Source organism: Micromonospora inositola (genome assembly GCF_900090285.1).
Lineage (GTDB): Bacteria > Actinomycetota > Actinomycetes > Mycobacteriales > Micromonosporaceae > Micromonospora > Micromonospora inositola.
The window spans coordinates 3,917,239-3,939,372 of sequence record NZ_LT607754.1 but is presented as its reverse complement, the minus strand read 5'-3'; the positions used below and the strand labels follow the sequence as shown (position 1 = coordinate 3,939,372).

Here is a 22,134-nt window from a genome sequence, read left to right as displayed (position 1 = left end):
CCTGTTCCGTGTCTCAGGCCCGCGCGGCGCCGGCTCCGGCGACGTACCGCTCGTAGCCGGATTCCTCGAGCTTGTCGGCCAGCTCCGGGCCGCCCTGCTCGACGATTCGGCCGGCGACGAAGACGTGCACGAAGTCGGGCTTGATGTAGCGCAGGATCCGGGTGTAGTGGGTGATCAGCAGCAGTCCGGTGTCGCCGGTGTCGCGGACCCGGTTGACGCCCTCGCTGACCACGCGCAGCGCGTCCACGTCGAGGCCGGAGTCGGTCTCGTCGAGGATCGCGATCTTCGGCTTGAGCAGCTCCAGCTGCACGATCTCGTGCCGCTTCTTCTCACCGCCGGAGAAGCCCTCGTTGACGTTGCGCTGGGCGAACGCCGGGTCCATCTGGAGGCGCTCCATGGCACCGCGCAGCTCGCCGCCCCAGGTGCGCAGCTTCGGGGCCTCGCCGTCGATGGCGGTCTTGGCGGTACGCAGGAAGTTGGCGACCGAGACGCCGGGGACCTCGACCGGGTACTGCATGGCCAGGAAGAGGCCGGCGCGGGCGCGCTCGTCGACGGACATGGCCAGCACGTCCTCGCCGTCGAGGGTCACCGAGCCGCCGGTGATCTGGTACTTCGGGTGGCCGGCGATCGAGTACGCCAGGGTGGACTTGCCGGAGCCGTTCGGGCCCATGATCGCGTGGGTCTGACCCGAATCAACCGTCAGGTTTACCCCATCAAGGATCGGCTTGAGCTCACCCTCGGGCAGCTTGACCGACACCTTCAGGTCGCGGATCTCCAGGGTGCTCATTATCGGGTCACTCCATTGCTCGGCATCGGGCGGCCGTCGTCGCCCACGGGAAGGTAGATGTCGCCGTCGCGGACTTCGACGGGATAGACGGGAACGGGTTCGGTCGCGGGCAGCCCGGTGGGCTCACCCGTCCGAAGGTCGAAACGGGATCCGTGCAGCCAGCATTCCAGCGTGCACCCGTCGACCTCCCCCTCGGAGAGGGCGACCGCGGCGTGCGAGCACTCGTCGTACACGGCGTAGAACTGGCCGTCCTCGCCGTGCACGAGGGCGATCTGCGTACCGTCCACGTCGGCGCTGATCGCGGTGCCCTTCGGCACGTCCTCGGTCGAACAGATCCTGATCATCAGGCGCCGGCCCTGGTCAGTCGCGCCTCGATCGCGTCGCCGAGCCGCTCGCGCAGCTCCTCGACCGGGATCTTGTTGATCAGCTCGGCGAAGAAGCCGCGGACCACCAGGCGGCGGGCCTCGCCCTCCGGGATGCCCCGGGCCATCAGGTAGAAGAGCTGCTCGTCGTCGAAGCGGCCGGTCGCGCTCGCGTGGCCGGCGCCGGCGATCTCGCCGGTCTCGATCTCCAGATTGGGTACGGAGTCCGCCCGGGCGCCGTCGGTGAGCAGCAGGTTCCGGTTGATCTCGTACGTGTCGGTGCCGGTCGCCTCGGCGCGGATCAGCACGTCACCCACCCAGACGGTGTGCGCGCTCTCCCCCTGCAGGGCGCCCCGGTAGCCGACGTAGCTGCGGCAGTCCGGCACGCTGTGGTCCACCAGCTGCCGGTGCTCCAGGTGCTGGCCGCCGTCGGCGAAGTAGACGCCGTACAGCTCGGCCTCGCCGCCCCGGTCGCCGTACTCCACAGAGGTGTACTGGCGGACCAGGTCGCCGCCGAGGCTCACCTGGACGTGCACCACCCGGGCGTCCCGACCAAGCTTGATCTTGATGTGCTGCGCCTGCACCGCGTCGGGCGCCCAGTCGGCCACGGTGACCAGGGTCAGCTTGGCCCCGTCGGCGACCGTCACCTCGACGTTGTCCGCCAGCGTGGCCGAGCCCTCCTGGGAGAACACGACCGTCGCCTCGGCGAACCGGCCGACCTGGACCTGGGTCCGGGCGAAGGAGAGCTCCTCGGGGCACGCGCCCAGCAGCCGGACGACAACCGGCTCGGACACCACGGCCTCGGCCGCCACCTCGACCACCGCGACCCGTGCCGCCCCGCCGTGGGCCAGCGCGCTGATCCGGTCGATCGGCACGAGCACCGACGCGACGCTGGCGTCGGTCGGCTCGACGAACCGCACCGACACCCCGGCCGGCAGGCGCGGGTGCTCCACGGTGACGCCCCGGCCGGTGGCGGCCGAAGTGTCCGCCGTGGCCAGGCCGCGAAGGCGCTTGAGCGGGGTGAAACGCCACTCCTCCTCCAGGCCGGTGAGGGCCGGGAAGTCGGCGACGTCGTACGAGCGCAGCGCCTGCGACTTGGTGCTGGGCGGCGCGGAAGCCTGGGTAGTCATTTCTTCCTTGGTCTGTTCTGCGACGACGGTGTCTGGTGCTCGGACGGCGGGCCGGCTCGCGCCGGCCCGCCGGTCGGTGCGGGCGGCGTCAGCCGACCGCGCCCTCCATCTGGAGTTCGATCAGCCGGTTGAGCTCCAGGGCGTACTCCATCGGGAGCTCCTTGGCGATCGGCTCGATGAAGCCGCGCACGATCATCGCCATCGCCTCGTCCTCGCTCAGCCCCCGGCTCATCAGGTAGAAGAGCTGGTCGTCGCTGATCTTGGAGACGGTCGCCTCGTGCCCCATCGACACGTCGTCCTCACGGATGTCGACGTACGGGTAGGTGTCCGAGCGGGAGATGGTGTCGACCAGCAGCGCGTCGCACTTGACCGTGCTCCGGCTGCTGTGCGAACCCTCCAGCACCTGCACCAGGCCCCGGTACGAGGTGCGGCCGCCGCCCCGGGCGATCGACTTCGACACGATGGTCGAGGAGGTGTGCGGCGCGGCGTGCACCATCTTGGCGCCCGCGTCCTGGTGCTGGCCCTCGCCGGCCATGGCCACCGAGAGCACCTCGCCCTTGGCGTGCTCGCCGGTCATGTAGACCGCCGGGTACTTCATGGTGACCTTGGAGCCGATGTTGCCGTCGACCCACTCCATGGTCGCGCCCTCGTGGCAGACGGCGCGCTTGGTGACCAGGTTGTAGACGTTGTTCGACCAGTTCTGGATGGTCGTGTAGCGGCAGCGCGCGTTCTTCTTGACGATGATCTCCACGACCGCGCTGTGCAGCGAGTCGGAGGAGTACAGCGGCGCGGTGCAGCCCTCGACGTAGTGCACGTACGCACCCTCGTCGACGATGATCAGCGTCCGCTCGAACTGGCCCATGTTCTCCGTGTTGATCCGGAAGTAGGCCTGCAGCGGGATCTCCACGTGCACGCCCTTCGGCACGTAGATGAACGAGCCACCGGACCAGACGGAGGTGTTCAGCGCGGCGAACTTGTTGTCGCCGACCGGGATGACCGTGCCGAAGTACTCCTTGAAGACGTCCTCGTGCTCGCGCAGCGCGGTGTCGGTGTCCAGGAAGATGACACCCTGCTCCTCGAGGTCCTCGCGGATCTTGTGGTAGACGACCTCGGACTCGTACTGCGCCGCGACGCCGGCGACCAGCCGCTGCTTCTCCGCCTCCGGGATGCCCAGCCGGTCGTAGGTGTTCTTGATGTCCTCGGGCAGGTCCTCCCAGCTGGTGGCCTGCTTCTCGGTGGACCGGACGAAGTACTTGATGTTGTCGAAGTCGATCCCGGTGAGGTCCGCGCCCCAGGCCGGCATCGGCTTGCGGCCGAACAGCCGCAGGCCCTTCAGGCGCAGGTCGAGCATCCAGGCCGGCTCGTTCTTCTTCGCCGAGATGTCCCGCACCACCGCCTCGTTGAGGCCACGCTGGGCGACAGCCCCGGCGGCATCGGAGTCGGACCAGCCGTACTCGTAGCGACCGAGGGCGGCGAGCTGCTCCTCCTGGGTCAGGGGCTGGACGATCTGCTCGGTCATCTATCTGTCCTCACAGTGGTGACGGTGTTACCGGACTGGGCACGCGGCTGGGCCGGGATGTGCGTGGTGCACACCCCGTCGCCGTGCGCGATGGTGGCCAGGCGCTGCACGTGGGTGCCGACCAGGCGGGAGATCACCGCGGTCTCGGCCTCGCACAGCTGGGGGAACTCGGCGGCCACGTGCGCCACCGGGCAGTGGTGCTGACAGAGCTGGCCGCCGGAGGCGATCGTGGACGCGTTGGCAGCGTAACCCTCGGCGGTGAGCGCCCCGGCGAGCGCCTCGGCCCGCGCGAGGGGATCGTCGCCGGCGTCCTCCATGGCGGCCCGGCAGCGGTCCTCCAGGGCGGCGACCTGATCGGCGGCGAACGCCTCCACCGCGTCGGACCCGCCGTTGCTGGCGATCCAGCGCAGCGCGGCGGTGGCGATGTTGTCGTAGTGGTGGGTGCCGCAGCGGACCCGGGCGGCGTCGGTCAGCACGAACACCTTGGCCGGGCGGCCCCGGCCGCGGCTGCCCCGCACCGTCTGCTCGCGGGCGACCACGTCCCCGTCGGCGAGCATCGCGTCGAGGTGCCGGCGGATCGCCGCCGGGCTGAGCCCGAGCGCCGAGCCGAGCTGCGCGGCGGTGGTCGCCCCCCGCTCCAGCAGGAGCTGGGTGACCCGGTCCCGGGTGGAACGATCGGACGCGGCCGCACCGGCGACCGGAGCGGTCGCCGGCAGGTGCCCGGAGAGCTCTGCCGCGTTTTTCACAACGTCAACGTTACGTAATTCGTCCGAGGCCCGCAAACCCGGGTCCCGGTGATCCCGACCACCGGCCCGGCAGAGTCGCCCGATCGGGTACCACTACGGTGCGTAGGATTCGCTCCGTGAAGCCTTCCGTCCGGTTCCCGGTCTCCGCCTCGCTGCTGCGCCGCCTCGCGTACGCCTCGATCATCGCGAACGTGGCGATCGTGGTCACCGGCGGGGCCGTCCGGCTCACCGCCTCCGGCCTCGGCTGCCCGACCTGGCCCCGGTGCACCGACGGGTCGTACGTCACCACGCCCGAGATGGGCGCGCACGGGGTGATCGAGTTCGGCAACCGGCTGCTCACCTTCGCGGTCGGGATCATCGCGCTCGCCGTGCTGCTCGCCGTACTGGCCCGGCGGCCCCGCCCGCGCGGGCTGCTGCCGCTGGCGGTCGCGGTCTTCCTGGGCATCCCCGCGCAGGCGGTGATCGGCGGGATCACCGTGCTGACCAACCTCAACCCGTGGGTGGTCGGGCTGCACTTCCTCGCCTCGATGCTGGTCATCGCCGCCGCGTACGCCCTCTGGCGGCGCACCGTCGAGCCGGACGGGCCGACGACCCCCACCGTGCCCGGCCCGTTGCGCGGCCTCGCGCTGCTCACCACGCTGGTCAGCGCGGCGGTGCTGGTGGTCGGCACCTGGGTGACCGGCAGCGGCCCGCACGCCGGCGACCAGGGCGCCGCCCGCAACGGCCTAAACCCCGAGACGATCGCCCAGGTGCATGCCGACGGCGTCTTCCTGCTGATCGGCCTCTCCGTGGCGCTGCTCTTCGCCTTCCACGCGGTCGGCGCGGGCCGGGCCGCCCGGGCCGCCGGGGTGCTGGTCGCGGTGGAACTCGGGCAGGGCCTGATCGGCTTCGTGCAGTACTTCACCCACCTGCCGGCGGTGCTGGTGGCCGCGCACATGCTCGGCTCCTGCCTGGTCCTGCTCGCCACCCTCGCGGTGCTCTGGTCGACCCGCGAGCGCCGACCCGTCCAGCCCACCCCGACCACCGTCCCCGCCGCCGAGCCGGTCACCGCCGCCGCCTGAGCCCGCCCCGGCTCCGCGAACAGGGGTGGGACGGGAACGGGTCCGTTTGTCGTCGCTGGAGCGACGACAAACGCACCCGGAGACGGTCAGGCGCGGCGGGCCAGGTGGGTGGCGATCGCGTCGGCCAGGCGGTCGGGGGCACCGTCGGCGTGGCCGATGAAGAGCGAGGGCTCGGTGAGTTCCAGCTCCACCAGGACGGGCGATCCGTCCGGACCCGGGATGAGGTCCACCCGGGCGTAGAGCAGCCGCTCGGGGCCACCGGGCACCACGGCGAGGGTCTTCTCCGCCACCGCCAGCTGCTGCGGCGTGGCCGTCCGGGCGCCGATGTCCTCCACCTTGTAGAGCCCCTCGACACCCAGGTCCGGACCGGTGAGCATGGGGCCCTTGCAGATCGCGTGACTGAACCGGAGCCCGTCCGGACCGGCCAGGAAGAGCAGCGCCGTCTCGCCGGCCGTGTCGACCGCGTGGAGGTAGGGCTGCACCATGGTCAGCCGGCCCGCGTCGGAGAGCCGCCGGACGTGTGCCACGGCCAGCTCGCGGTGCTCCGGGTCGGCCAGGTCGTACCGGCCGGTGTCCTGGCTGCCGGCGCTCACCGCCGGCTTGAGGACGTACTCGCCGGACTGCGCGGCCACCCAGCTCTCCCCGGGCGCCACCCACGTCGTGGGCACGGTGGGCACGCCGGCGGCGGAGAGCTCGGCCAGGTAGCGCTTGTCGGTGTTCCAGCGGACCACCTCGGCCGGGTTGGCCAGGCTCGGCACGGTCCGGGCCCAGGCGACGAACTCGTCGCGGCGCAGCGCGTAGTCCCAGGGCGACCGGAGCACCGCCAGGTCGTACGCGTGCCAGTCGACGGCCGGGTCGTCCCAGACCACCGGCTCGGCGGCGATCCCCCGGGCGGCCAGCGGCGCGAGCACGAGCCGGTCATCCGGGTCGAGGTCGGACAGTTCGCTGCAGGTGACGAGAGCGACCCGGGGTTTCCCCCGGGCCGACTGGCGATTATTGATCAATGTATCTCTCAACGGGCCATGGTGCGTCGCGCCATCGACCGCCACAGGTCGTTGCTCGGACGCATCTGGTCCATCAGTTCACGCTCCCAGGCGTTCTCGACGGTGACTCCCGCCTTGGCGCAGGCCTGCCGCGCGACGTCGGTGCCGTCCGCGAACTGGTCGGCCCACGCCCCGTCCTCACCCACGAGGACGATCCGCGCACCGCGCTTGCCGACGTACTCGATGACCGCCTTCGCCCCGCCGTGCCCGGCGGCGAACGACTTGATGCCCGAGACAAGACCGTTGGGGGCCTGCTCCGGTGCGGCCTGCTGAGCCGTCAGCGTCGTATCGGAACCATCTGCCATGACGCGAAGCCTAAGCAGAGTTCCACCCACGTGTGCGAGAACCATGAACAATTTGTGATGCCAATTACCTACGGGTTTAAGGAAGACCACAGGTGATTCGCCCGGGCACGTCGTAGTAAGTCAGCACGAAGCGGACAGGCGGGATCGTCACTATCTGTCCCGGTTGAGCCACCGGAATCAGCACGAAAAAAATTCTGATGAAATCTTCGACCGGCGGAACTCATCCACCCCGATGACTCCGGGGCCGCGCTCAGATCAGCGCGTCGAGCGCGACGGCCGCGAAGAGGATCGTGAGGTACGTGGTCGACCAGTGGAACAGCCGCATCGGCTTGACCGCCTCGCCGCGCGCCGCCCGCCGGCAGAGCTTGTGCGCCTCGACCACGAAGATGCCGCCCACCACCAGCGCGGTGACCCCGTAGATCGGGCTCATCCCGAGCGGCCAGACGGCCAGCGAGGAGAGCAGGGTCAGCCAGGAGAAGACGATGATCTCGGCGTTGACCCGGCGCACCGAGGCCACCACCGGCAGCATCGGGATGCCGGCCCGGGCGTAGTCGGCCTTGTACTTGATGGCCAGCGCGTAGAAGTGCGGCATCTGCCAGAAGAAGACCACCGCGAACAGGCCCCAGGCGGCGGGGGCCAGCGAACCGGTGACCGCGGCCCAGCCGATCAGCACCGGCGCCGCCCCGCACGCCCCGCCCCAGAAGGTGTTGGCCGCGGTGGTCCGCTTCAGCCAGAGCGTGTAGACCAGGTCGTAGTAGGCGATCGCGGCCAGGGTCAGCCCGGCCGCCAGCCAGTTGGTGGCCGCGGCCATCAGGGCGACCGAGATCACCGCCAGCACCAGCCCGAAGACGAGCGCGTTGCGGGGCGTCACGGTGTGCGCCGGCAGCGGACGGCGCTTGGTGCGCCGCATCAGCTGGTCGATGTCCCGGTCGATGTAGCAGTTGAGGACACTGGCCGCGCCGGCCGCGAGCGAGCCGCCGACCAGCACCACGGCGACCAGCCAGAGCGACGGCATGCCGCCGTCGGCGAGCATCATCGCCGGCACGGTGGTGACCAGCAGCAGCTCGACGATTCGCGGCTTGGTCAACGCCACGTACGCCGCCACGACCGCCCGGACGTCCCGCCGGCCGGTCGCCGGCGCCTCCCCCACCGTGCGCACCGGCGGCTGCCCGGCAGAGTTGCTGACGGGGCGCTCGGTGATCATGCTCACGGATTGCCACCTTCCGGCGTCGGCAGGGGGAGATCGAGTCGGCCCGGACCCGTCCGGGGTCCACACACCGCCCCACACACTACGCGTCGTCGTTTTGGCTGCCCGGCGGACCCGACAACGGTGCGAGGCGTCACAGTCGGCGTTGAACGACCGATCCGGTCGGACACGTACAGACCACCATGCAGAGATCCCCGGGCGCATGTTTAGGACAGCTCGATAGGGTCATCAGTGAGGGTTCCGCCCATCTGCCGAGGAGCACAACCAACGTGGCTGCCAACCGACCCGAGCTTCCCGCTCTCAACTGGTCCGACCTCGACCGCAGGGCCGTCGACACGGTCCGTGTGCTGGCCATGGACGCCGTGGAGAAATCCGGTAACGGCCACCCGGGCACGGCGATGAGCCTCGCCCCGGCGGCGTACCTGCTCTTCAACCGGGTCATCCGGCACAACCCGGCCGACCCGAACTGGCCCGGCCGGGACCGGTTCGTGCTCTCCGCCGGGCACTCCAGCCTGACCCTCTACATCCAGCTCTTCCTCTCCGGCTACCCGATGAGCCTGCAGGACCTGCAGTCGCTGCGGCAGTGGGGCTCGCTCACCCCGGGCCACCCGGAGCACGGGCACACCCCGGGCGTGGAGACCACCACCGGCCCGCTCGGCCAGGGCCTGGGCAACGCCGTCGGCATGGCGATGGCGGCCCGTCGCGAGCGGGGCCTGTTCGACCCGGAGCCGGAGCGCGGCGAATCGGTCTTCGACCACGACATCTGGTGCATCGCCTCGGACGGCGACATCGAGGAGGGGATCTCCCACGAGGTCAGCTCGCTCGCCGGCCACCAGCAGCTCGGCAACCTCGCGGTGATCTACGACGACAACGAGATCTCCATCGAGGACGACACCCGGATCGCCAAGAGCGAGGACGTCGCGGCCCGCTACGAGGCGTACGGCTGGCACGTGCAGACCGTCGACTGGCGCCGCGGCGACGCCGACCAGGGCGACTACCACGAGGACGTCGAGGCGCTGTACCAGGCGCTGGTGGCAGCGAAGGCTGAGACCGGCCGCCCCTCCTTCATCGCGCTGCGCACCATCATCGGCTGGCCCGCGCCCAACAAGAAGAACACCGGCAAGATCCACGGCTCGGCGCTCGGTGCCGACGAGGTGAGGGCCACCAAGGAGATCCTCGGCTTCGACCCGCAGCAGAGCTTCGAGGTCGACGAGGAGGTGCTCGCCCACGCCCGGAAGGTGATGGACCGGGGCGAGTCCGCCCAGCAGGAGTGGACGGGCGCGTTCGACGCCTGGGCCAAGGCCAACCCGGAGCGCAAGGCGCTCTACGACCGGATGGCCGGCCGGGTGCTGCCGCAGGGCTGGACCGACGCGCTGCCGACCTTCCCCGCCGACGCCAAGGGCGTCGCCACCCGGGCCGCCTCCGGCAAGGTCCTCGAGGCGCTCGCTCCGATGCTGCCGGAGCTGTGGGGCGGCTCGGCCGACCTGGCGGAGAGCAACAACACCACGGTGAAGGGCGAGCCGTCCTTCATCCCGGCGGTGCACGCGACCAAGGACTTCCCGGGCGACGAGTACGGACGCACCCTGCACTTCGGCATCCGTGAGCACGCCATGGGCGCCATCCTCAACGGCATCGCCCTGCACGGCGGCACCCGCCCGTACGGCGGCACGTTCCTGGTGTTCAGCGACTACATGCGCCCGTCCGTCCGGCTCGCCGCGCTGATGAAGCTGCCGGTGACCTACGTCTGGACGCACGACTCGATCGGCCTCGGCGAGGACGGCCCCACCCACCAGCCGGTGGAGCACCTGACCGCGCTGCGGGCCATCCCCGGCCTGGACGTGGTCCGCCCGGCCGACGCCAACGAGACCGCGTGGGCGTGGCGGCAGGCCCTGGAGCACACCGATCGGCCGACCGCGCTGGCGCTCAGCCGGCAGCCGCTGCCGACCGTGGACCGGGAGCGGTTGGGGGGTGCCGAGGGCGTCGCCAAGGGCGGTTACGTGCTGGCCGAGGCGTCCACCGGCAAGCCGCAGGTGATCATCGTCGGCACCGGCTCCGAGGTGCAGCTCTGCCTCACCGCCCGGGAGCGGCTGGAGGCGGACGGCACCCCCACCCGGGTGGTCTCCATGCCCTGCCAGGAGTGGTTCTTCGAGCAGGACGAGGCGTACCGGGAGTCGGTTCTGCCACGCGGGGTAAAGGCACGGGTGAGCGTGGAGGCGGGCATCGCCATGTCCTGGCGCGGGATCGTCGGCGACTGCGGCGAGAGCGTGAGCCTGGAGCACTACGGCGCGAGCGCCCCGCACACCGTGCTCTTCGAGCAGTTCGGGTTCACCCCCGACCGGATCGTGGCCGCGGCGCACGCGGCGCTGACCCGGGTGGGCGACATCACCGGTAACACGACCGGTAACTGAGGGGAGCGTGGGCGGCATGACGGACAGGCTGGCTGAGCTCAGCGCCGCGGGTGTGGCGATCTGGCTCGACGATCTTTCGAGGACCCGACTGAGTTCCGGCGGGTTGGACCAGTTGCGCCGGGAGAAGCACCTGGTCGGGGTGACGTCCAACCCGACCATCTTCGCGAAGGCGCTGAGCGACGCGGACGAGTACAACTGGCAACTGAAGGACCTCGCCATCCGTGGGGTGGACGTCGAGGAGTCCGTCCGCATGCTCACCACGTACGACGTGCGGTGGGCCTGCGACGTGATGCGGCCGGCGTACGACGCGACCGCCGGGGTGGACGGCCGGGTCTCGATCGAGGTGGACCCGCGGCTGGCCCACGAGACGGAGAAGACAGTCGCCGAGGCCGGGTCGCTGTGGTGGTTGATCGACCGGCCCAACCTCTTCATCAAGATCCCGGCCACCGAGGCGGGCCTGCCGGCGATCACCGCGACCCTGGCCCAGGGGATCAGCGTCAACGTGACGCTGATCTTCGGGCTGGACCGCTACTCCCAGGTGATGGAGGCGTTCCTCGCCGGCCTGGAGCAGGCCAAGGCGAACGGCCACGACCTGTCCAAGATCGGCTCGGTCGCCTCGTTCTTCGTCTCCCGGGTCGACACCGAGGTGGACAAGCGGCTGGAGAAGATCGGCTCGGACCAGGCGAAGGCGCTGCGCGGCAAGGCCGCCATCGCCAACGCCAGGCTGGCGTACGAGCGCTACTGCGAGGTCTTCGGCTCCGACCGGTGGCAGGCACTGGCAGACGCCGGCGCCCACCCGCAGCGCCCGCTGTGGGCCTCCACCTCCACGAAGAACCCGGACTACCGGGACGTCATGTACGTCGAGGAGCTGATCGCCCCCGGCACGGTCAACACCATGCCGGAATCGGTCATCCACGCCTACGCCGACCACGGGGAGACCCGCGGCGACACCATCACCGGCTCGTACGACGAGGCCCGCAAGGTCTTCACCGACCTGGAGGCGGTCGGCGTGGACATGTCCGACGTGATCGCCACGCTGGAGCGCGAGGGCGTGGAGAAGTTCGAGGCGAGCTGGCTGGAGCTGCTCGACGGCGTGAAGAAGTCGCTGACCGAGGCGGCCAAGGGCACCGGCAAGCCGGGCCGGGCCGCCAAGGGCAGCGCCCGGGCCGCCGAGCAGGCCGGGGGCAACGCGTGACGAACGGCGCCGGACGCGCCCCGGGCCGGCCCGGGGCGCTTCACGCCGTCGCACCCCACAGGGTGGCGACGTGAGCGACCTGCTGGCCGGCCCGGCGGACGCGGCCGCCGGGCTGGCCGTGTACGGCGCGGACGCGGTCGACCGGTCCGCGCCCGCGTCGGCGCGCGACGCCCTGGTGACCCGGGGCGTGCCCGCCGCGCTGGCCGCGAAGGACCCGACGCTGTGGGGCCCGGAGGCCGAGGCGACGGCGAAGGCACGGCTCGGCTGGCTGGACACCCACCTGCGCAGCCGGGAGCTCCTCCCCCAGCTCGCCGAGCTGACCGCCGAGCTGGAGGACCTCGACCACGTGGTGCTCGCCGGGATGGGCGGCTCGTCGCTCGCCCCCGAGGTGATCGCCCGGACCCTGGGCCGGCCGCTGACCGTGCTGGACAGCACCGACCCGGGGCAGGTCCGGGCGGCGCTGGCCGACCCGCTGGAGCGGACCGTGGTGGTGATCTCCAGCAAGTCGGGTTCGACGGTGGAGACCGACAGCCACCGGCGCGTCTACTGGCAGGCCTTCCTGGACGCCGGCATGACCGAGGCGGAGGCCGCCCGGCACTTCGTGGTGGTCACCGACCCGGGCTCGCCGCTTGCGGAGACCGCCGCCGAGATGGGTGTGGTCACCATCTTCGCCGACCCCGAGGTGGGCGGCCGGTACTCGGCGCTCACCGCGTTCGGGCTGGTCCCGGCCGCGCTGGCCGGGGCCGAGGTGACGGAACTGCTCGACGAGGCCGAGGCGCTGAGCGGGTCGCTGGGCCGGGACCGGGACAACCCGGGCCTGGCGCTGGGGGCGGCCCTGGCCGCGGCCGCCACCACCGGCCGCGACAAGGTCGCCCTGGTCGGCGACGGCACCGGCATCGACGGGCTGGGCGACTGGGCGGAACAGCTGCTCGCCGAGTCGACCGGCAAGGCCGGGGTCGGCATCCTGCCGGTCGTGGTGGAGTCCCCGCGGGCGCCCGGCACCGCCGGCCCCGACGTGCTGACCGTGTCCTACGGCGGCGCGCTGACCGCCGGGGACGTGCCCGGCGGTGGCGGCAGCCCCGACGTGGCGGTCAACGGCCCGCTCGGCGCGCACTTCCTGACCTGGGAGTACGCCATCGCGATCGCCGGTGTGGTGCTCGGGGTCGACCCGTTCGACCAGCCGAACGTCACCGAGAGCAAGGAGAACACCGCTCGGATCCTCGCCTCGGCTCCGCCGGCGGAGACGCCGTCGTTCGTCGAGGGTGCCGTCGAGGTGTACGCGCCGGCGGCCGCCCCGGGTGACCTGGCCGGCGTGCTGAGGTGGCTGCTCGACGGGCTGGGCGACGACGGGTACCTGGCGGTGCTGGCGTACCTCGACCGGCAGGCCGACGCGGCGGTGGCCGGGCTGCGCCCGCTGCTCGCGGAGGCGGCCGGCCGGCCGGTGACCTTCGGGTGGGGACCGCGCTTCCTGCACTCGACCGGGCAGTACCACAAGGGCGGCCCGCAGGTCGGCAGCTTCCTGCAGGTGACCGGCGCGGTCACCGAGGATCTGCCGGTCCCGGGGCGGCCGTACACCTTCGGAGAGCTTCAGGCGGCCCAGGCCGCCGGCGACCGGCAGGCCCTGGCCGGCCGGGAGCGACCGGTGCTGCGACTGCACCTGACCGAGCGGGCGGCGGGCGTCGCCCAGCTGCTGGATGCGGCCGGACGGACACGGACGTGACGATGAATGACGTGAACCCAGCGGAGCGAGGAGGCGGCGTGAACCCGCTGCGCGACGCGCAGGACCGACGGCTGCCGCGGATCCCGGAGCCATGCGCTCTGGTGATCTTCGGGGTGACCGGGGACCTGGCCCGCAAGAAGCTGTTGCCGGCGGTCTACGACCTGGCCAACCGGGGCCTGCTGCCGCCCGGTTTCATGGTCCTGGGCTTCGCCCGGCGCGACTGGGGCGACGGCGACTTCGAGTCGCTGGCCCACGAGGCGGCGAAGAAGCACGCCCGGACCCCGTGGCGGGAGGAGGTCTGGGCGCGGCTGGCCGGCAACATCAAGTTCGTCGGCGGCTCGTTCGACGACGACGCCGCGTTCGACCATCTCGCGGCGACCCTGGACGAGCTGCGCGACAGCCACGGCATCCCGGGCAACGCCGCCTTCTACTTCTCCATCCCCCCGGCGGCCTTCCCCATGGTGCTCAAGCAGCTGGCCCGCACCGGGATGGCGGACAATGCCAAGTCCGGCGGCTGGCGGCGGGTGGTGGTGGAGAAGCCGTTCGGCAACGACCTGCCGTCGGCGAAGGCGCTCAACGACCTGGTCGACGATGTCTTCACCCGGCAGGACGTCTTCCGGATCGACCATTACCTGGGCAAGGAGACGGTCCAGAACATCCTCGCCCTGCGGTTCGCGAACAACCTGTTCGAGCCGCTGTGGAACTCCAAGTACGTCGACTCGGTGCAGATCACCATGGCCGAGGACGTCGGCATCGGCACCCGGGCCGGCTTCTACGACACCGTCGGCACCGCCCGGGACGTGCTGCAGAACCACCTGCTCCAGCTCCTCGCCCTGGTGGCGATGGAGGAGCCGACGAGCTTCGACGCCGACGAGATCCGGACCGAGAAGCTCAAGGTGCTCAGGGCGATCACTGTGCCGAAGGACGTCGCCCGGGACACCGTCCGCGGGCAGTACCTGCCCGGCTGGGTCGGCGGCGAGCGCGCGGTGGGCTACCGGGAGGAGGAGGGCGTACCGGAGGACTCCACCACGGAGACCTACGTGGCCGTCAAGCTCGGCATCCAGAACCGCCGCTGGGCGGAGGTGCCCTTCTACATCCGGGCCGGCAAGCGGCTGCCCCGGCGGGTCACCGAGGTGGCCATCATGTTCAAGAAGGCGCCGCACCTGCCGTTCAACCAGGCGGACATGGAGTCGCTCGGCCCCAACCAGCTCGTCATCCGGGTCCAGCCGGACGAGGGCGTGGTGCTCAAGTTCGGCTCCAAGGTCCCCGGCACCACCATGGAGGTCCGCGACATCGCGATGGACTTCCAGTACGGCGAGGCGTTCACCGAGTCGAGCCCCGAGGCGTACGAGCGGTTGGTGCTGGATGTGTTGATCGGCGACCGGACCCTCTTCCCGGACGCCGCCGAGGTGGAGCAGAGCTGGCAGGCGGTGGACCCGCTGGAGCACGCCTGGGCGGGTACCACGCCGGAGCCGTACCGGGCCGGTGAGTGGGGCCCCCGGGCGGCCGACGAGATGCTGGCCCGCGATGGCCGGGCCTGGCGGCGGGCGTGAGCGAGCACAGCGAGGGAACCAGGAGGCTCCATTGATCGGGCTGTGGGACACCACCGGCAACGAGGTGGTCAAGGCGCTCGCGGCGGAGCGCCGCAGCGCCGGCGGGGTGGCCAGCGGCATGGCGCTCACCCTGATCGTCGTGGTGGACGAGAAGCGGGTCCGCGAGGCGGAGGCGGCGGCGACGATCGCCGCCGCCGCCCACCCGTGCCGGATCGTGGTGGTGGTCCGCTCGGACGTCGAGCGGGACCGCAACCGGCTGGACGCGGAGATCGTCGTCGGCGGCCGGCTCGGCCCGTGCGAGGCGGTGGTGACCCGGATGTACGGCCGGCTCGCCCTGCACGCCGAGTCGGTGGTGATGCCACTGCTGGTGCCCGACGTGCCGGTGGTCACCTGGTGGCACGGCGAGCCGCCGGCCGAGATCGCCACCGACTTCCTCGGCGTGGTCGCGGACCGGCGGATCACCGACGCCGCGCAGGCCGCCGACCCGATCGAGGCCATCCGGCAGCGGGCCCGGGACTACGCCCCCGGCGACACCGACCTGGCCTGGACCCGGATCACCCTGTGGCGCTCCCTGGTCGCCGGGGCGTTCGACACCACCCAGGCCCGGGTCACCGAGGCGACGGTCATCGGGCCGGGGATGGACCCGACGGCGGCGCTGATGCGCGGCTGGCTGGCCGCCCGGCTCGGCATCGACCCGGTGTGGGAGCACAGCGCCGAGCATCCCCGGATGCGCGGGGTGCAGTTGCGCTGCGCCAACGGCGACGAGCTGACGCTCACCCGGGAGGACAACGTCGCCATCTTCCGGCGTACCGGGCAGGAGGACCGGACCCTGCCGCTGGTCCGCCGGCCGCTCGGCGACGAGCTGGCCGAGGAGCTGCGCCGGCTCGACGCCGACCAGGTGTACGCCGAGGCGCTCGGCGCCACGGCCGGCCTCACCGGGCTGGACCAGCGCCCCGGCAACCGGGTGCACGTTTGGAAGGATCCGGCGACGGCCCAGCGGGCCGAGGCCGGCGTCACCGCGCACGCCGGCACCAGCGCGACCCCCTGACCACGGCGGCGTGGGGCGGGCCGGCGCGGCCCGTCCCCCGCCGGCGGACGGGCGCGACGGACGGGCCGACCGGCCCCCGGGCACGACGAACAGGGACCGCGCGGGCGCGGTCGGGAAACGAAGGCACAACATGAGTGAGGCGAGTGTCGCCGTACACGCCGACGCCGACCTGCTGGCGCAGGCGGTGGCGGCCAGGTTGGTGGTGAAGCTGCTGGACGCGCAGGCGGACCGGGGCCAGGCGTCGGTGGTGCTGACCGGCGGGCGGATCGCCGCGGCGGTGTACCGGGCGGTGGCGGCGCTGCCGGCCCGGGACGCCGTCGACTGGTCCCGGGTCGACGTCTGGTGGGGCGACGAGCGGTTCCTGCCGGCCGGCGACCCGGAGCGCAACGAGACCCAGGCCCGGGCGGCGCTGCTGGACGTGGTGCCGCTGGATCCGGCCCGGATCCACCCGATGCCGCCCTCCGACGGGCCGGCGGGCAACGACCCGGAGGCGGCCGCCGCCCGGTACGCCGAGGAACTGGCCCGGGCGGCCCGGCCGGGGCACGCCCCGCTCCCCCACTTCGACGTGCTGATGCTCGGCGTCGGGGAGGACGGGCACGTGGCCTCGGTCTTCCCGGAGCACCCGGTGCACCACGACAACCGGCCGGTCAGCGCGGTCCGGGGCAGCCCCAAGCCGCCGCCGGTGCGGACCACGCTCACTCTGCCGGCGATCAACACCGCCGAGGAGGTCTGGCTGGTCGCCAGCGGGGCCGACAAGTCCCGGGCGGTGGGTATGGCGCTGGCCGGGGCGGGGCCGGTGCAGCTGCCCGCGGCCGGGGTGCACGGCGTCAGTCGTACCCTCTGGTTGCTGGACCGGGCCGCGGCGGCCGAGGTGCCGCCCCGGCTGCGCAGCCTGCGCTGAACGACGGACGGTGCGCCCCGGTCCGGCGGGAGCGGAGCTTGCGCGGGTCAGGCCCCGCCGCGGCGCTGGCGCAGCGCGGCCAGGGCCTCGGCGAGGATCGCCTCGCCCTCCTCGGGGGTGCGCCGCTCCTTCACGTACGCCAGGTGCGACTTGTAGGGCTCGGTCCGGGCCCGACCGGGCGGGTTCTGCGCGTCCCGCCCGGCCGGCTGGCCGCAGCGCGGGCAGTCCCAGAGCGGCGGCGCCTCCGCCTCGGCGGCGATCAGGATCTCGACGCGGTGATTGTTGCGGCACCAGTAGGCGACCGCCCGGCGCGGGGCCGGTGCGGCCCGCTCGGTCGGCCGCTCGGGGGTGGACCCGACCCGGGCGCCACGGATGACGTTGCCACTCGGCACGGCTGCTCGCTCCTGTCGTCGTCGGGAACCGCCGCTCGGGCGGGCGGCGACGCGGTGCGGCGGACAAAGAACTGCGCGCGGCCCGTCGTGACGGACCGCGCGCAGATTGTACGACCAGACGGGCTCGCTCAGGCGCCGCTGCTCATCTGCAGCCGCAGCCAGAGGCCGATCCCGACGATGGACGCGAACCAGACGATCCCCACCAGAACGGTGTAGCGGTCGAGGTTCTTCTCGGCCACCGAGGAGCCGGCCAGGCTGGAGCTGACGCCGCCGCCGAACATGCTCGACAACCCGCCGCCCTTACCTCGGTGCAGCAGGATCAGCAGGGTGAGCAGGATGCTCGTGATGATCAACAACACGATCAACGTGTACGCGAACGCGATCGGCATGGCTGGGGTCAGTCCTCTCGTAGCGATCATCTGCCCGGGCAGGTCGGGCACGCGGCACCGGCCGGCGGACGGGCGGAGTCAAGAATAGCGAGCCGTCAGCGGGCGATGTGCTCCGGGAACCGGCAGATCTGCGCGAATTCCTCGGCGTCCAGGCTCGCCCCGCCCACCAGGGCCCCGTCCACGTCCGGCTGGGCCATGATCGCGGCGATGTTCGACGCCTTGACCGACCCGCCGTAGAGGATACGGACCTGCTGCGCGGTGCCCTCGTCGAAGGTCTGCCCCAGGCGCTTGCGGACCTCGCCGCAGACCTCCTGGGCGTCCTCCGGGGTGGCCGTCTTGCCCGTGCCGATCGCCCAGACCGGCTCGTACGCGACGACGACCCTGGTGACCTGCTCCGGGGTCAGCCCCTTCAGCGCGCCGTCGAGCTGGTCGCAGCAGTGCGGCACGTGCTTGAGCTGCTCCCGGATCTCCAGGCCCTCGCCGATGCAGAGGATCGGGGTGAGCCCGTTGGCCAGCGCCGCCGCCACCTTCGCGTTGACGACCGCATCGTCCTCGTAGTGGTAGGCCCGCCGCTCGGAGTGCCCGACCACCACGTACGTGCAGCCCAGCTTCGCCAGCATCGGCCCGGACACGTCCCCGGTGTACGCCCCGGACTGGTACGGCGACAGGTCCTGCGCGCCGTAGCCGATCAGCAGCTTGTCGCCGTCCACCGCGGTCTGCACGGTACGCAGGTCGGTGAAGGGCGGCAGGACCACCGTCTCCACGTCGGTGAGCTGCTTCTCGGTCAGGCTCGCGGCCAGCTTCTGCACCAGCAGGTTGGCCTCGAGGTGGTTCAAGTTCATCTTCCAGTTGCCGGCCATCAGCGGCCGGCGGGTGACGCCCGCCATCAGTCCTCCAGTGCCGCGATGCCGGGGAGGGTCTTGCCCTCGAGGAACTCCAGGGAGGCGCCGCCACCGGTGGAGATGTGGCTGAACGCCTTCTCGTCGAGGCCGAGGACCCGGATCGCGGCCGCCGAGTCACCGCCGCCGACCACGCTGAACGCGTCGGAGTCGGCGATCGCCTCGGCGACGCCCCGGGTGCCCGCGGCGAAAGGCGGCATCTCGAACACGCCCATCGGGCCGTTCCAGAAGATCGTCCGCGCGTTCCCCGGATCTCCACACGCGGAGGTCTTCAGGGCGGCGGCGAAGCCGGCGACCGTCTCCGGGCCGATGTCCAGCCCGACCCGGTGGCTCGGGATGCCGTCGGCACGGAAGACGTCGTGGTCGGCGTCGGGGGAGAAGGCGGTCGCGGCCACCACGTCGACCGGGAGCATAATCTTGCCCTCGGAGCGCTCGAGGAGGTTGCCGCAGGTCTCCACCATCTCCTCCTCCAGCAGCGAGGTGCCCACCTCGTGGCCCTGGGCCTTGAGGAAGGTGAAGCACATCCCGCCGCCGATGAGCAGCCGGTCGACCTTCGGCAGCAGCGCCTCGATCACCGCCAGCTTGTCGGAGACCTTCGAGCCGCCGAGCACCACCACGTACGGGCGGTCCGGCTCGCCGGTCAGTCGGGAGAGGACCTCGACCTCGCGCAGCACCAGCCGGCCGGCCACGTGCGGCAGCCGCGCCGGCACGTCGAAGACGCTGGCGTGCTTGCGGTGCACGGCGCCGAAGGCGTCGTCCACGTACGCGTCGCCGAAGGCCGCGAGCTGGTCGGCGAAGGCGCCCCGCTCGGCGTCGTCCTTGCTGGTCTCGCCCTTGTTGAAGCGCAGGTTCTCCAGCACCGCGACCTGGCCGTCGGCCAGGCCCTCCACCGTGGACCGGGCGGAGTCGCCGACGGTGTCGGAGGCGAAGTGCACCGGCGCGCCGAGCAGCTCGCCGAGCCGACCGGCGACCGGGCGGAGGCTGAACTGCGGGTCCGGCGCGCCCTTCGGGCGGCCCAGGTGAGAGCAGACGACGACCTTCGCGCCCCCCTGCACCAACGCGCCCAGCGTCGGCAGGACGGCCCGGATCCGGCCGTCGTCGGTGATCTCACCGGTCTGCTTGTCGAGGGGGACGTTCAGGTCGGCGCGCACCAGCAGGCGCCGACCCGACACCCCCTCGGCGAGCAGGTCGTCGAGGTTGCGGATGCTCACAGCGACGAACCCACCAGCTTGACCAGGTCGACCAGGCGGTTGGAGTAGCCCCACTCGTTGTCGTACCAGCCGACGACCTTGACCTGGTTGCCGACGACCTTGGTCAGCGGCGCGTCGAAGATGCACGACGCCGGGTCGGTGACGATGTCCGCGGAGACGATCGGGTCCTCGTTGTAGACCAGGAGGCCCTTGAGCGGGCCGTCGGCGGCGGCCTTCATCGCGGCGTTGACCTCGTCCACCGTGGTCTCCCGGTTGACGTTCACCGTGAGGTCGGTGGCGGAGCCGGTCGGGATCGGCACCCGCAGCGCGTAGCCGTCCAGCTTGCCCTTCAGCTCCGGCAGCACCAGGCCGATCGCCTTGGCGGCGCCGGTCGACGTCGGCACGATGTTCAGCGCGGCGGCCCGGGCGCGGCGCAGGTCCTTGTGCGGCGCGTCCTGCAGGTTCTGGTCCTGGGTGTACGCGTGGATCGTGGTCATCAGACCCTGCTGGATGCCGAACGTGTCCTGCAGCACCTTCGCCATCGGAGCAAGGCAGTTGGTGGTGCAGGAGGCGTTCGAGATGATCGTGTGCTTGGCCGGGTCGTACTGGTCGTGGTTGACACCCATGACGATCGTGACGTCCTCGTTCTTCGCCGGGGCGGAGATGATGACCTTCTTGGCCCCGCCGTCGACGTGCGCCTTCGCCTTGGTGGCGTCGGTGAAGAAGCCGGTGGACTCGATGACCACGTCCACGCCGACCTCGCCCCACGGCAGCTTCGCCGGGTCCTTCTCCTCGTACACCTTGATGGTCTTGCCGCCCACGGTGATCTCGTCGGCGGTGGCCTTCACCTCGTGCGGGAGGCGACCCAGGATGCTGTCGTACTTGACAAGGTGGGCGAGCGTCGCGTTGTCGGTCAGGTCGTTGACCGCGACGATCTCGATGTCAGCGCCGGACGCCAGCACTGCCCGGAAGAAGTTACGGCCGATCCGGCCGAAGCCGTTGATGCCAACCCGGATGGTCACAGGTCCCATCTCCTCGCGTTCTGGTCCGCCGGCGTCAGACCCGGGCCGGCGGAGGTGTGTTCGCCGACCGGTGGAGCCGGCCGTTGACGGTTCATCTCGGCCACCCCGCCGCGGTCCTCAAGGACCTGACCGCCGGAGGCGGTGAGCACGGCGAGGGATGCCTGTGCCGGCCCCCTTGCCGTACGCAGCGACCTTATCCGAGCGTGCGGTGTCGCGCTGCGGCGGGTGGTGATCCCGCTCGCACCGTGCCGCCCCACCGTCCTATCAGACCACGAGCATGTCGGGCGTGACGGCCGCTTCCGTATCCGGGATGCCCAGGTCGCGGGCCCGCTTGTCGGCCAGCGCCAGCAACCGGCGGATCCGCCCGGCGATGGCGTCCTTGGTCAGCGGCGGCTCGGCCAGCGCGCCCAGCTCCTCCAGCGAGGCCTGCCGGTGCTCCAGGCGGAGCCGACCGGCAGAGGTCAGGTGGTTCGGCGCGTCATCGGCGAGGATCTCCAACGCGCGGGTCACCCGGGCGGCCGCGGCCACCGCGGCGCGGGCGGACCGGCGCAGGTTGGCGTCGTCGAAGTTGGCCAGCCGGTTCGCGGTCGCCCGGACCTCCCGGCGAACCCGCCGCTCCTCCCAGGCCAGCACGCTGGAGTGCGCGCCGATCCGGGTGAGCAGCGCGGCGATCGCGTCGCCGTCCTTGACCACCACCCGGTCCACCTGGCGCACCTCGCGGTTCTTCGCCACGATGCCGATCCGGCGGGCGGCGCCGACCAGCGCGAGGGCCGACTCCGGTCCGGGACAGGTGATCTCCAGGGCGCTGGAGCGGCCCGGCTCGGTCAGCGACCCGTGCGCCATGAACGCGCCCCGCCAGGCGGAGACCGCGCAGCAGGCGTTCGCGGCGACCACGTGCGGCGGCAGGCCGCGCACCGGACGACCGCGCACGTCCAGCAGCCCGGTCTGCCGGGCCAGGGCCTCGCCGTCCTTCACCACCCGGACGATGAAGTGGCTGCCCTTGCGCAGCCCGCCGGAGGCGAGCACGTGGATCTCGCTCGGGTACCCGTAGACCTCGGCGATCTCCCGCCGGAGCCGCCGGGCCACCGCGCCGGTGTCCAGCTCGGCCTCCACCACCACGCGACCCGACACGATGTGCAGCCCGCCGGCGAAGCGCAGCAGGGCCGCCATCTCCGCCCGCCGGCAGCAGGGCTTGGGCACGTCGACCCGACTCAGCTCGTCCTTGACCGCAGCCGTCATCGCCATAGTGCGCCCCTC

At 71.9% G+C, this 22,134-nt stretch carries 21 protein-coding genes; 7 read left to right on the top strand and 14 right to left on the bottom strand.

Annotated elements, in window-relative coordinates:
• Positions 1-13: 13 nt before the first annotated feature.
• From sufC to GA0070613_RS18840, 5 genes are all read right to left on the bottom strand, one after another.
• Positions 14-787, bottom strand: coding sequence for a Fe-S cluster assembly ATPase SufC (sufC, locus tag GA0070613_RS18860; protein ID WP_089013513.1), 774 nt, complete (start codon positions 785-787; stop codon positions 14-16).
• Entirely contained in the window at positions 787-1,131 is a 345-nt protein-coding gene (locus GA0070613_RS18855; RefSeq protein ID WP_089013512.1) for a non-heme iron oxygenase ferredoxin subunit, read from the bottom strand. Before GA0070613_RS18855 ends, sufC begins: the two co-directional genes overlap by 1 nt.
• On the bottom strand, positions 1,131-2,279 hold the full coding sequence (gene sufD, locus GA0070613_RS18850; RefSeq protein ID WP_089013511.1) for a Fe-S cluster assembly protein SufD: 1,149 nt from the start codon (positions 2,277-2,279) through the stop codon (positions 1,131-1,133). Before sufD ends, GA0070613_RS18855 begins: the two co-directional genes overlap by 1 nt.
• An 88-nt stretch (positions 2,280-2,367) precedes the next feature.
• Positions 2,368-3,798, bottom strand: coding sequence for a Fe-S cluster assembly protein SufB (sufB, locus tag GA0070613_RS18845; protein WP_089013510.1), 1,431 nt, complete (start codon positions 3,796-3,798; stop codon positions 2,368-2,370).
• Complete coding sequence (locus tag GA0070613_RS18840; RefSeq protein ID WP_089013509.1) at positions 3,795-4,544, bottom strand: helix-turn-helix transcriptional regulator; 750 nt, start codon at positions 4,542-4,544, stop codon at positions 3,795-3,797. The genes sufB and GA0070613_RS18840 overlap by 4 nt, the downstream gene beginning before the upstream one ends.
• Positions 4,545-4,660: 116 nt before the next feature.
• Between GA0070613_RS18840 and GA0070613_RS18835 the strand changes: the two genes are divergently transcribed.
• The gene (locus GA0070613_RS18835; RefSeq protein ID WP_089013508.1) at positions 4,661-5,605 is read left to right on the top strand and encodes a COX15/CtaA family protein; all 945 of its coding nucleotides are present in this window, start codon (positions 4,661-4,663) and stop codon (positions 5,603-5,605) included.
• Between the two features lie 86 nt (positions 5,606-5,691).
• On the opposite strand, the gene GA0070613_RS18830 is transcribed toward GA0070613_RS18835, so the two are convergent.
• From GA0070613_RS18830 to GA0070613_RS18820, 3 genes are all read right to left on the bottom strand, one after another.
• The gene (locus tag GA0070613_RS18830; protein WP_089013507.1) at positions 5,692-6,609 is read right to left on the bottom strand and encodes an ATP-grasp domain-containing protein; all 918 of its coding nucleotides are present in this window, start codon (positions 6,607-6,609) and stop codon (positions 5,692-5,694) included.
• 8 nt (positions 6,610-6,617) lie between these two features.
• Entirely contained in the window at positions 6,618-6,953 is a 336-nt protein-coding gene (locus GA0070613_RS18825) for a hypothetical protein (protein WP_089013506.1), read from the bottom strand.
• 250 nt (positions 6,954-7,203) lie between these two features.
• Complete coding sequence (locus GA0070613_RS18820) at positions 7,204-8,163, bottom strand: heme o synthase (RefSeq protein WP_089013505.1); 960 nt, start codon at positions 8,161-8,163, stop codon at positions 7,204-7,206.
• 266 nt (positions 8,164-8,429) lie between these two features.
• Here GA0070613_RS18820 and tkt point away from each other — a divergent pair, with 266 nt between their 5' ends.
• From tkt to pgl, 6 genes are all read left to right on the top strand, one after another.
• On the top strand, positions 8,430-10,568 hold the full coding sequence (gene tkt, locus GA0070613_RS18815; RefSeq protein ID WP_089013504.1) for a transketolase: 2,139 nt from the start codon (positions 8,430-8,432) through the stop codon (positions 10,566-10,568).
• Positions 10,569-10,584: 16 nt separating this feature from the next.
• Positions 10,585-11,763, top strand: a complete 1,179-nt coding sequence (gene tal / locus GA0070613_RS18810) for a transaldolase (protein ID WP_089016043.1) — start codon at positions 10,585-10,587, stop codon at positions 11,761-11,763.
• Positions 11,764-11,833: 70 nt separating this feature from the next.
• Positions 11,834-13,483, top strand: a complete 1,650-nt coding sequence (locus tag GA0070613_RS18805) for a glucose-6-phosphate isomerase (protein WP_089013503.1) — start codon at positions 11,834-11,836, stop codon at positions 13,481-13,483.
• 2 nt (positions 13,484-13,485) lie between these two features.
• Positions 13,486-15,036 (top strand): glucose-6-phosphate dehydrogenase, encoded by a 1,551-nt coding sequence (gene zwf, locus GA0070613_RS18800; protein ID WP_089013502.1) that lies wholly within the window; start codon positions 13,486-13,488, stop codon positions 15,034-15,036.
• Positions 15,037-15,067: 31 nt separating this feature from the next.
• Positions 15,068-16,084 (top strand): glucose-6-phosphate dehydrogenase assembly protein OpcA, encoded by a 1,017-nt coding sequence (locus GA0070613_RS18795; protein WP_089013501.1) that lies wholly within the window; start codon positions 15,068-15,070, stop codon positions 16,082-16,084.
• A gap of 130 nt (positions 16,085-16,214) precedes the next feature.
• Positions 16,215-16,985 carry a 6-phosphogluconolactonase gene (pgl, locus tag GA0070613_RS18790; RefSeq protein ID WP_089013500.1) on the top strand — a complete coding sequence of 257 codons (771 nt, stop codon included), beginning with the start codon at positions 16,215-16,217 and terminating at the stop codon, positions 16,983-16,985.
• Between the two features lie 47 nt (positions 16,986-17,032).
• Here pgl and GA0070613_RS18785 read toward each other — a convergent pair whose 3' ends face one another.
• The 6 genes from GA0070613_RS18785 to whiA all read right to left on the bottom strand — a co-directional run bounded on the left by GA0070613_RS18785 (position 17,033) and on the right by whiA (position 22,122).
• A complete protein-coding gene (locus GA0070613_RS18785) occupies positions 17,033-17,377 on the bottom strand; it encodes an RNA polymerase-binding protein RbpA (RefSeq protein WP_089013499.1) in 345 nt (114 codons plus the stop codon).
• A 128-nt stretch (positions 17,378-17,505) separates the two neighbouring features.
• Entirely contained in the window at positions 17,506-17,766 is a 261-nt protein-coding gene (gene secG / locus GA0070613_RS18780; protein WP_089013498.1) for a preprotein translocase subunit SecG, read from the bottom strand.
• Positions 17,767-17,861: 95 nt separating this feature from the next.
• Positions 17,862-18,653, bottom strand: coding sequence for a triose-phosphate isomerase (gene tpiA / locus GA0070613_RS18775; RefSeq protein ID WP_089013497.1), 792 nt, complete (start codon positions 18,651-18,653; stop codon positions 17,862-17,864).
• A complete protein-coding gene (locus GA0070613_RS18770; RefSeq protein WP_089013496.1) occupies positions 18,653-19,876 on the bottom strand; it encodes a phosphoglycerate kinase in 1,224 nt (407 codons plus the stop codon). The genes tpiA and GA0070613_RS18770 overlap by 1 nt, the downstream gene beginning before the upstream one ends.
• A complete protein-coding gene (gene gap / locus GA0070613_RS18765) occupies positions 19,873-20,877 on the bottom strand; it encodes a type I glyceraldehyde-3-phosphate dehydrogenase (protein WP_089013495.1) in 1,005 nt (334 codons plus the stop codon). Before gap ends, GA0070613_RS18770 begins: the two co-directional genes overlap by 4 nt.
• 264 nt (positions 20,878-21,141) lie before the next feature.
• On the bottom strand, positions 21,142-22,122 hold the full coding sequence (gene whiA, locus GA0070613_RS18760) for a DNA-binding protein WhiA (RefSeq protein WP_089013494.1): 981 nt from the start codon (positions 22,120-22,122) through the stop codon (positions 21,142-21,144).
• Positions 22,123-22,134: the final 12 nt, after the last annotated feature.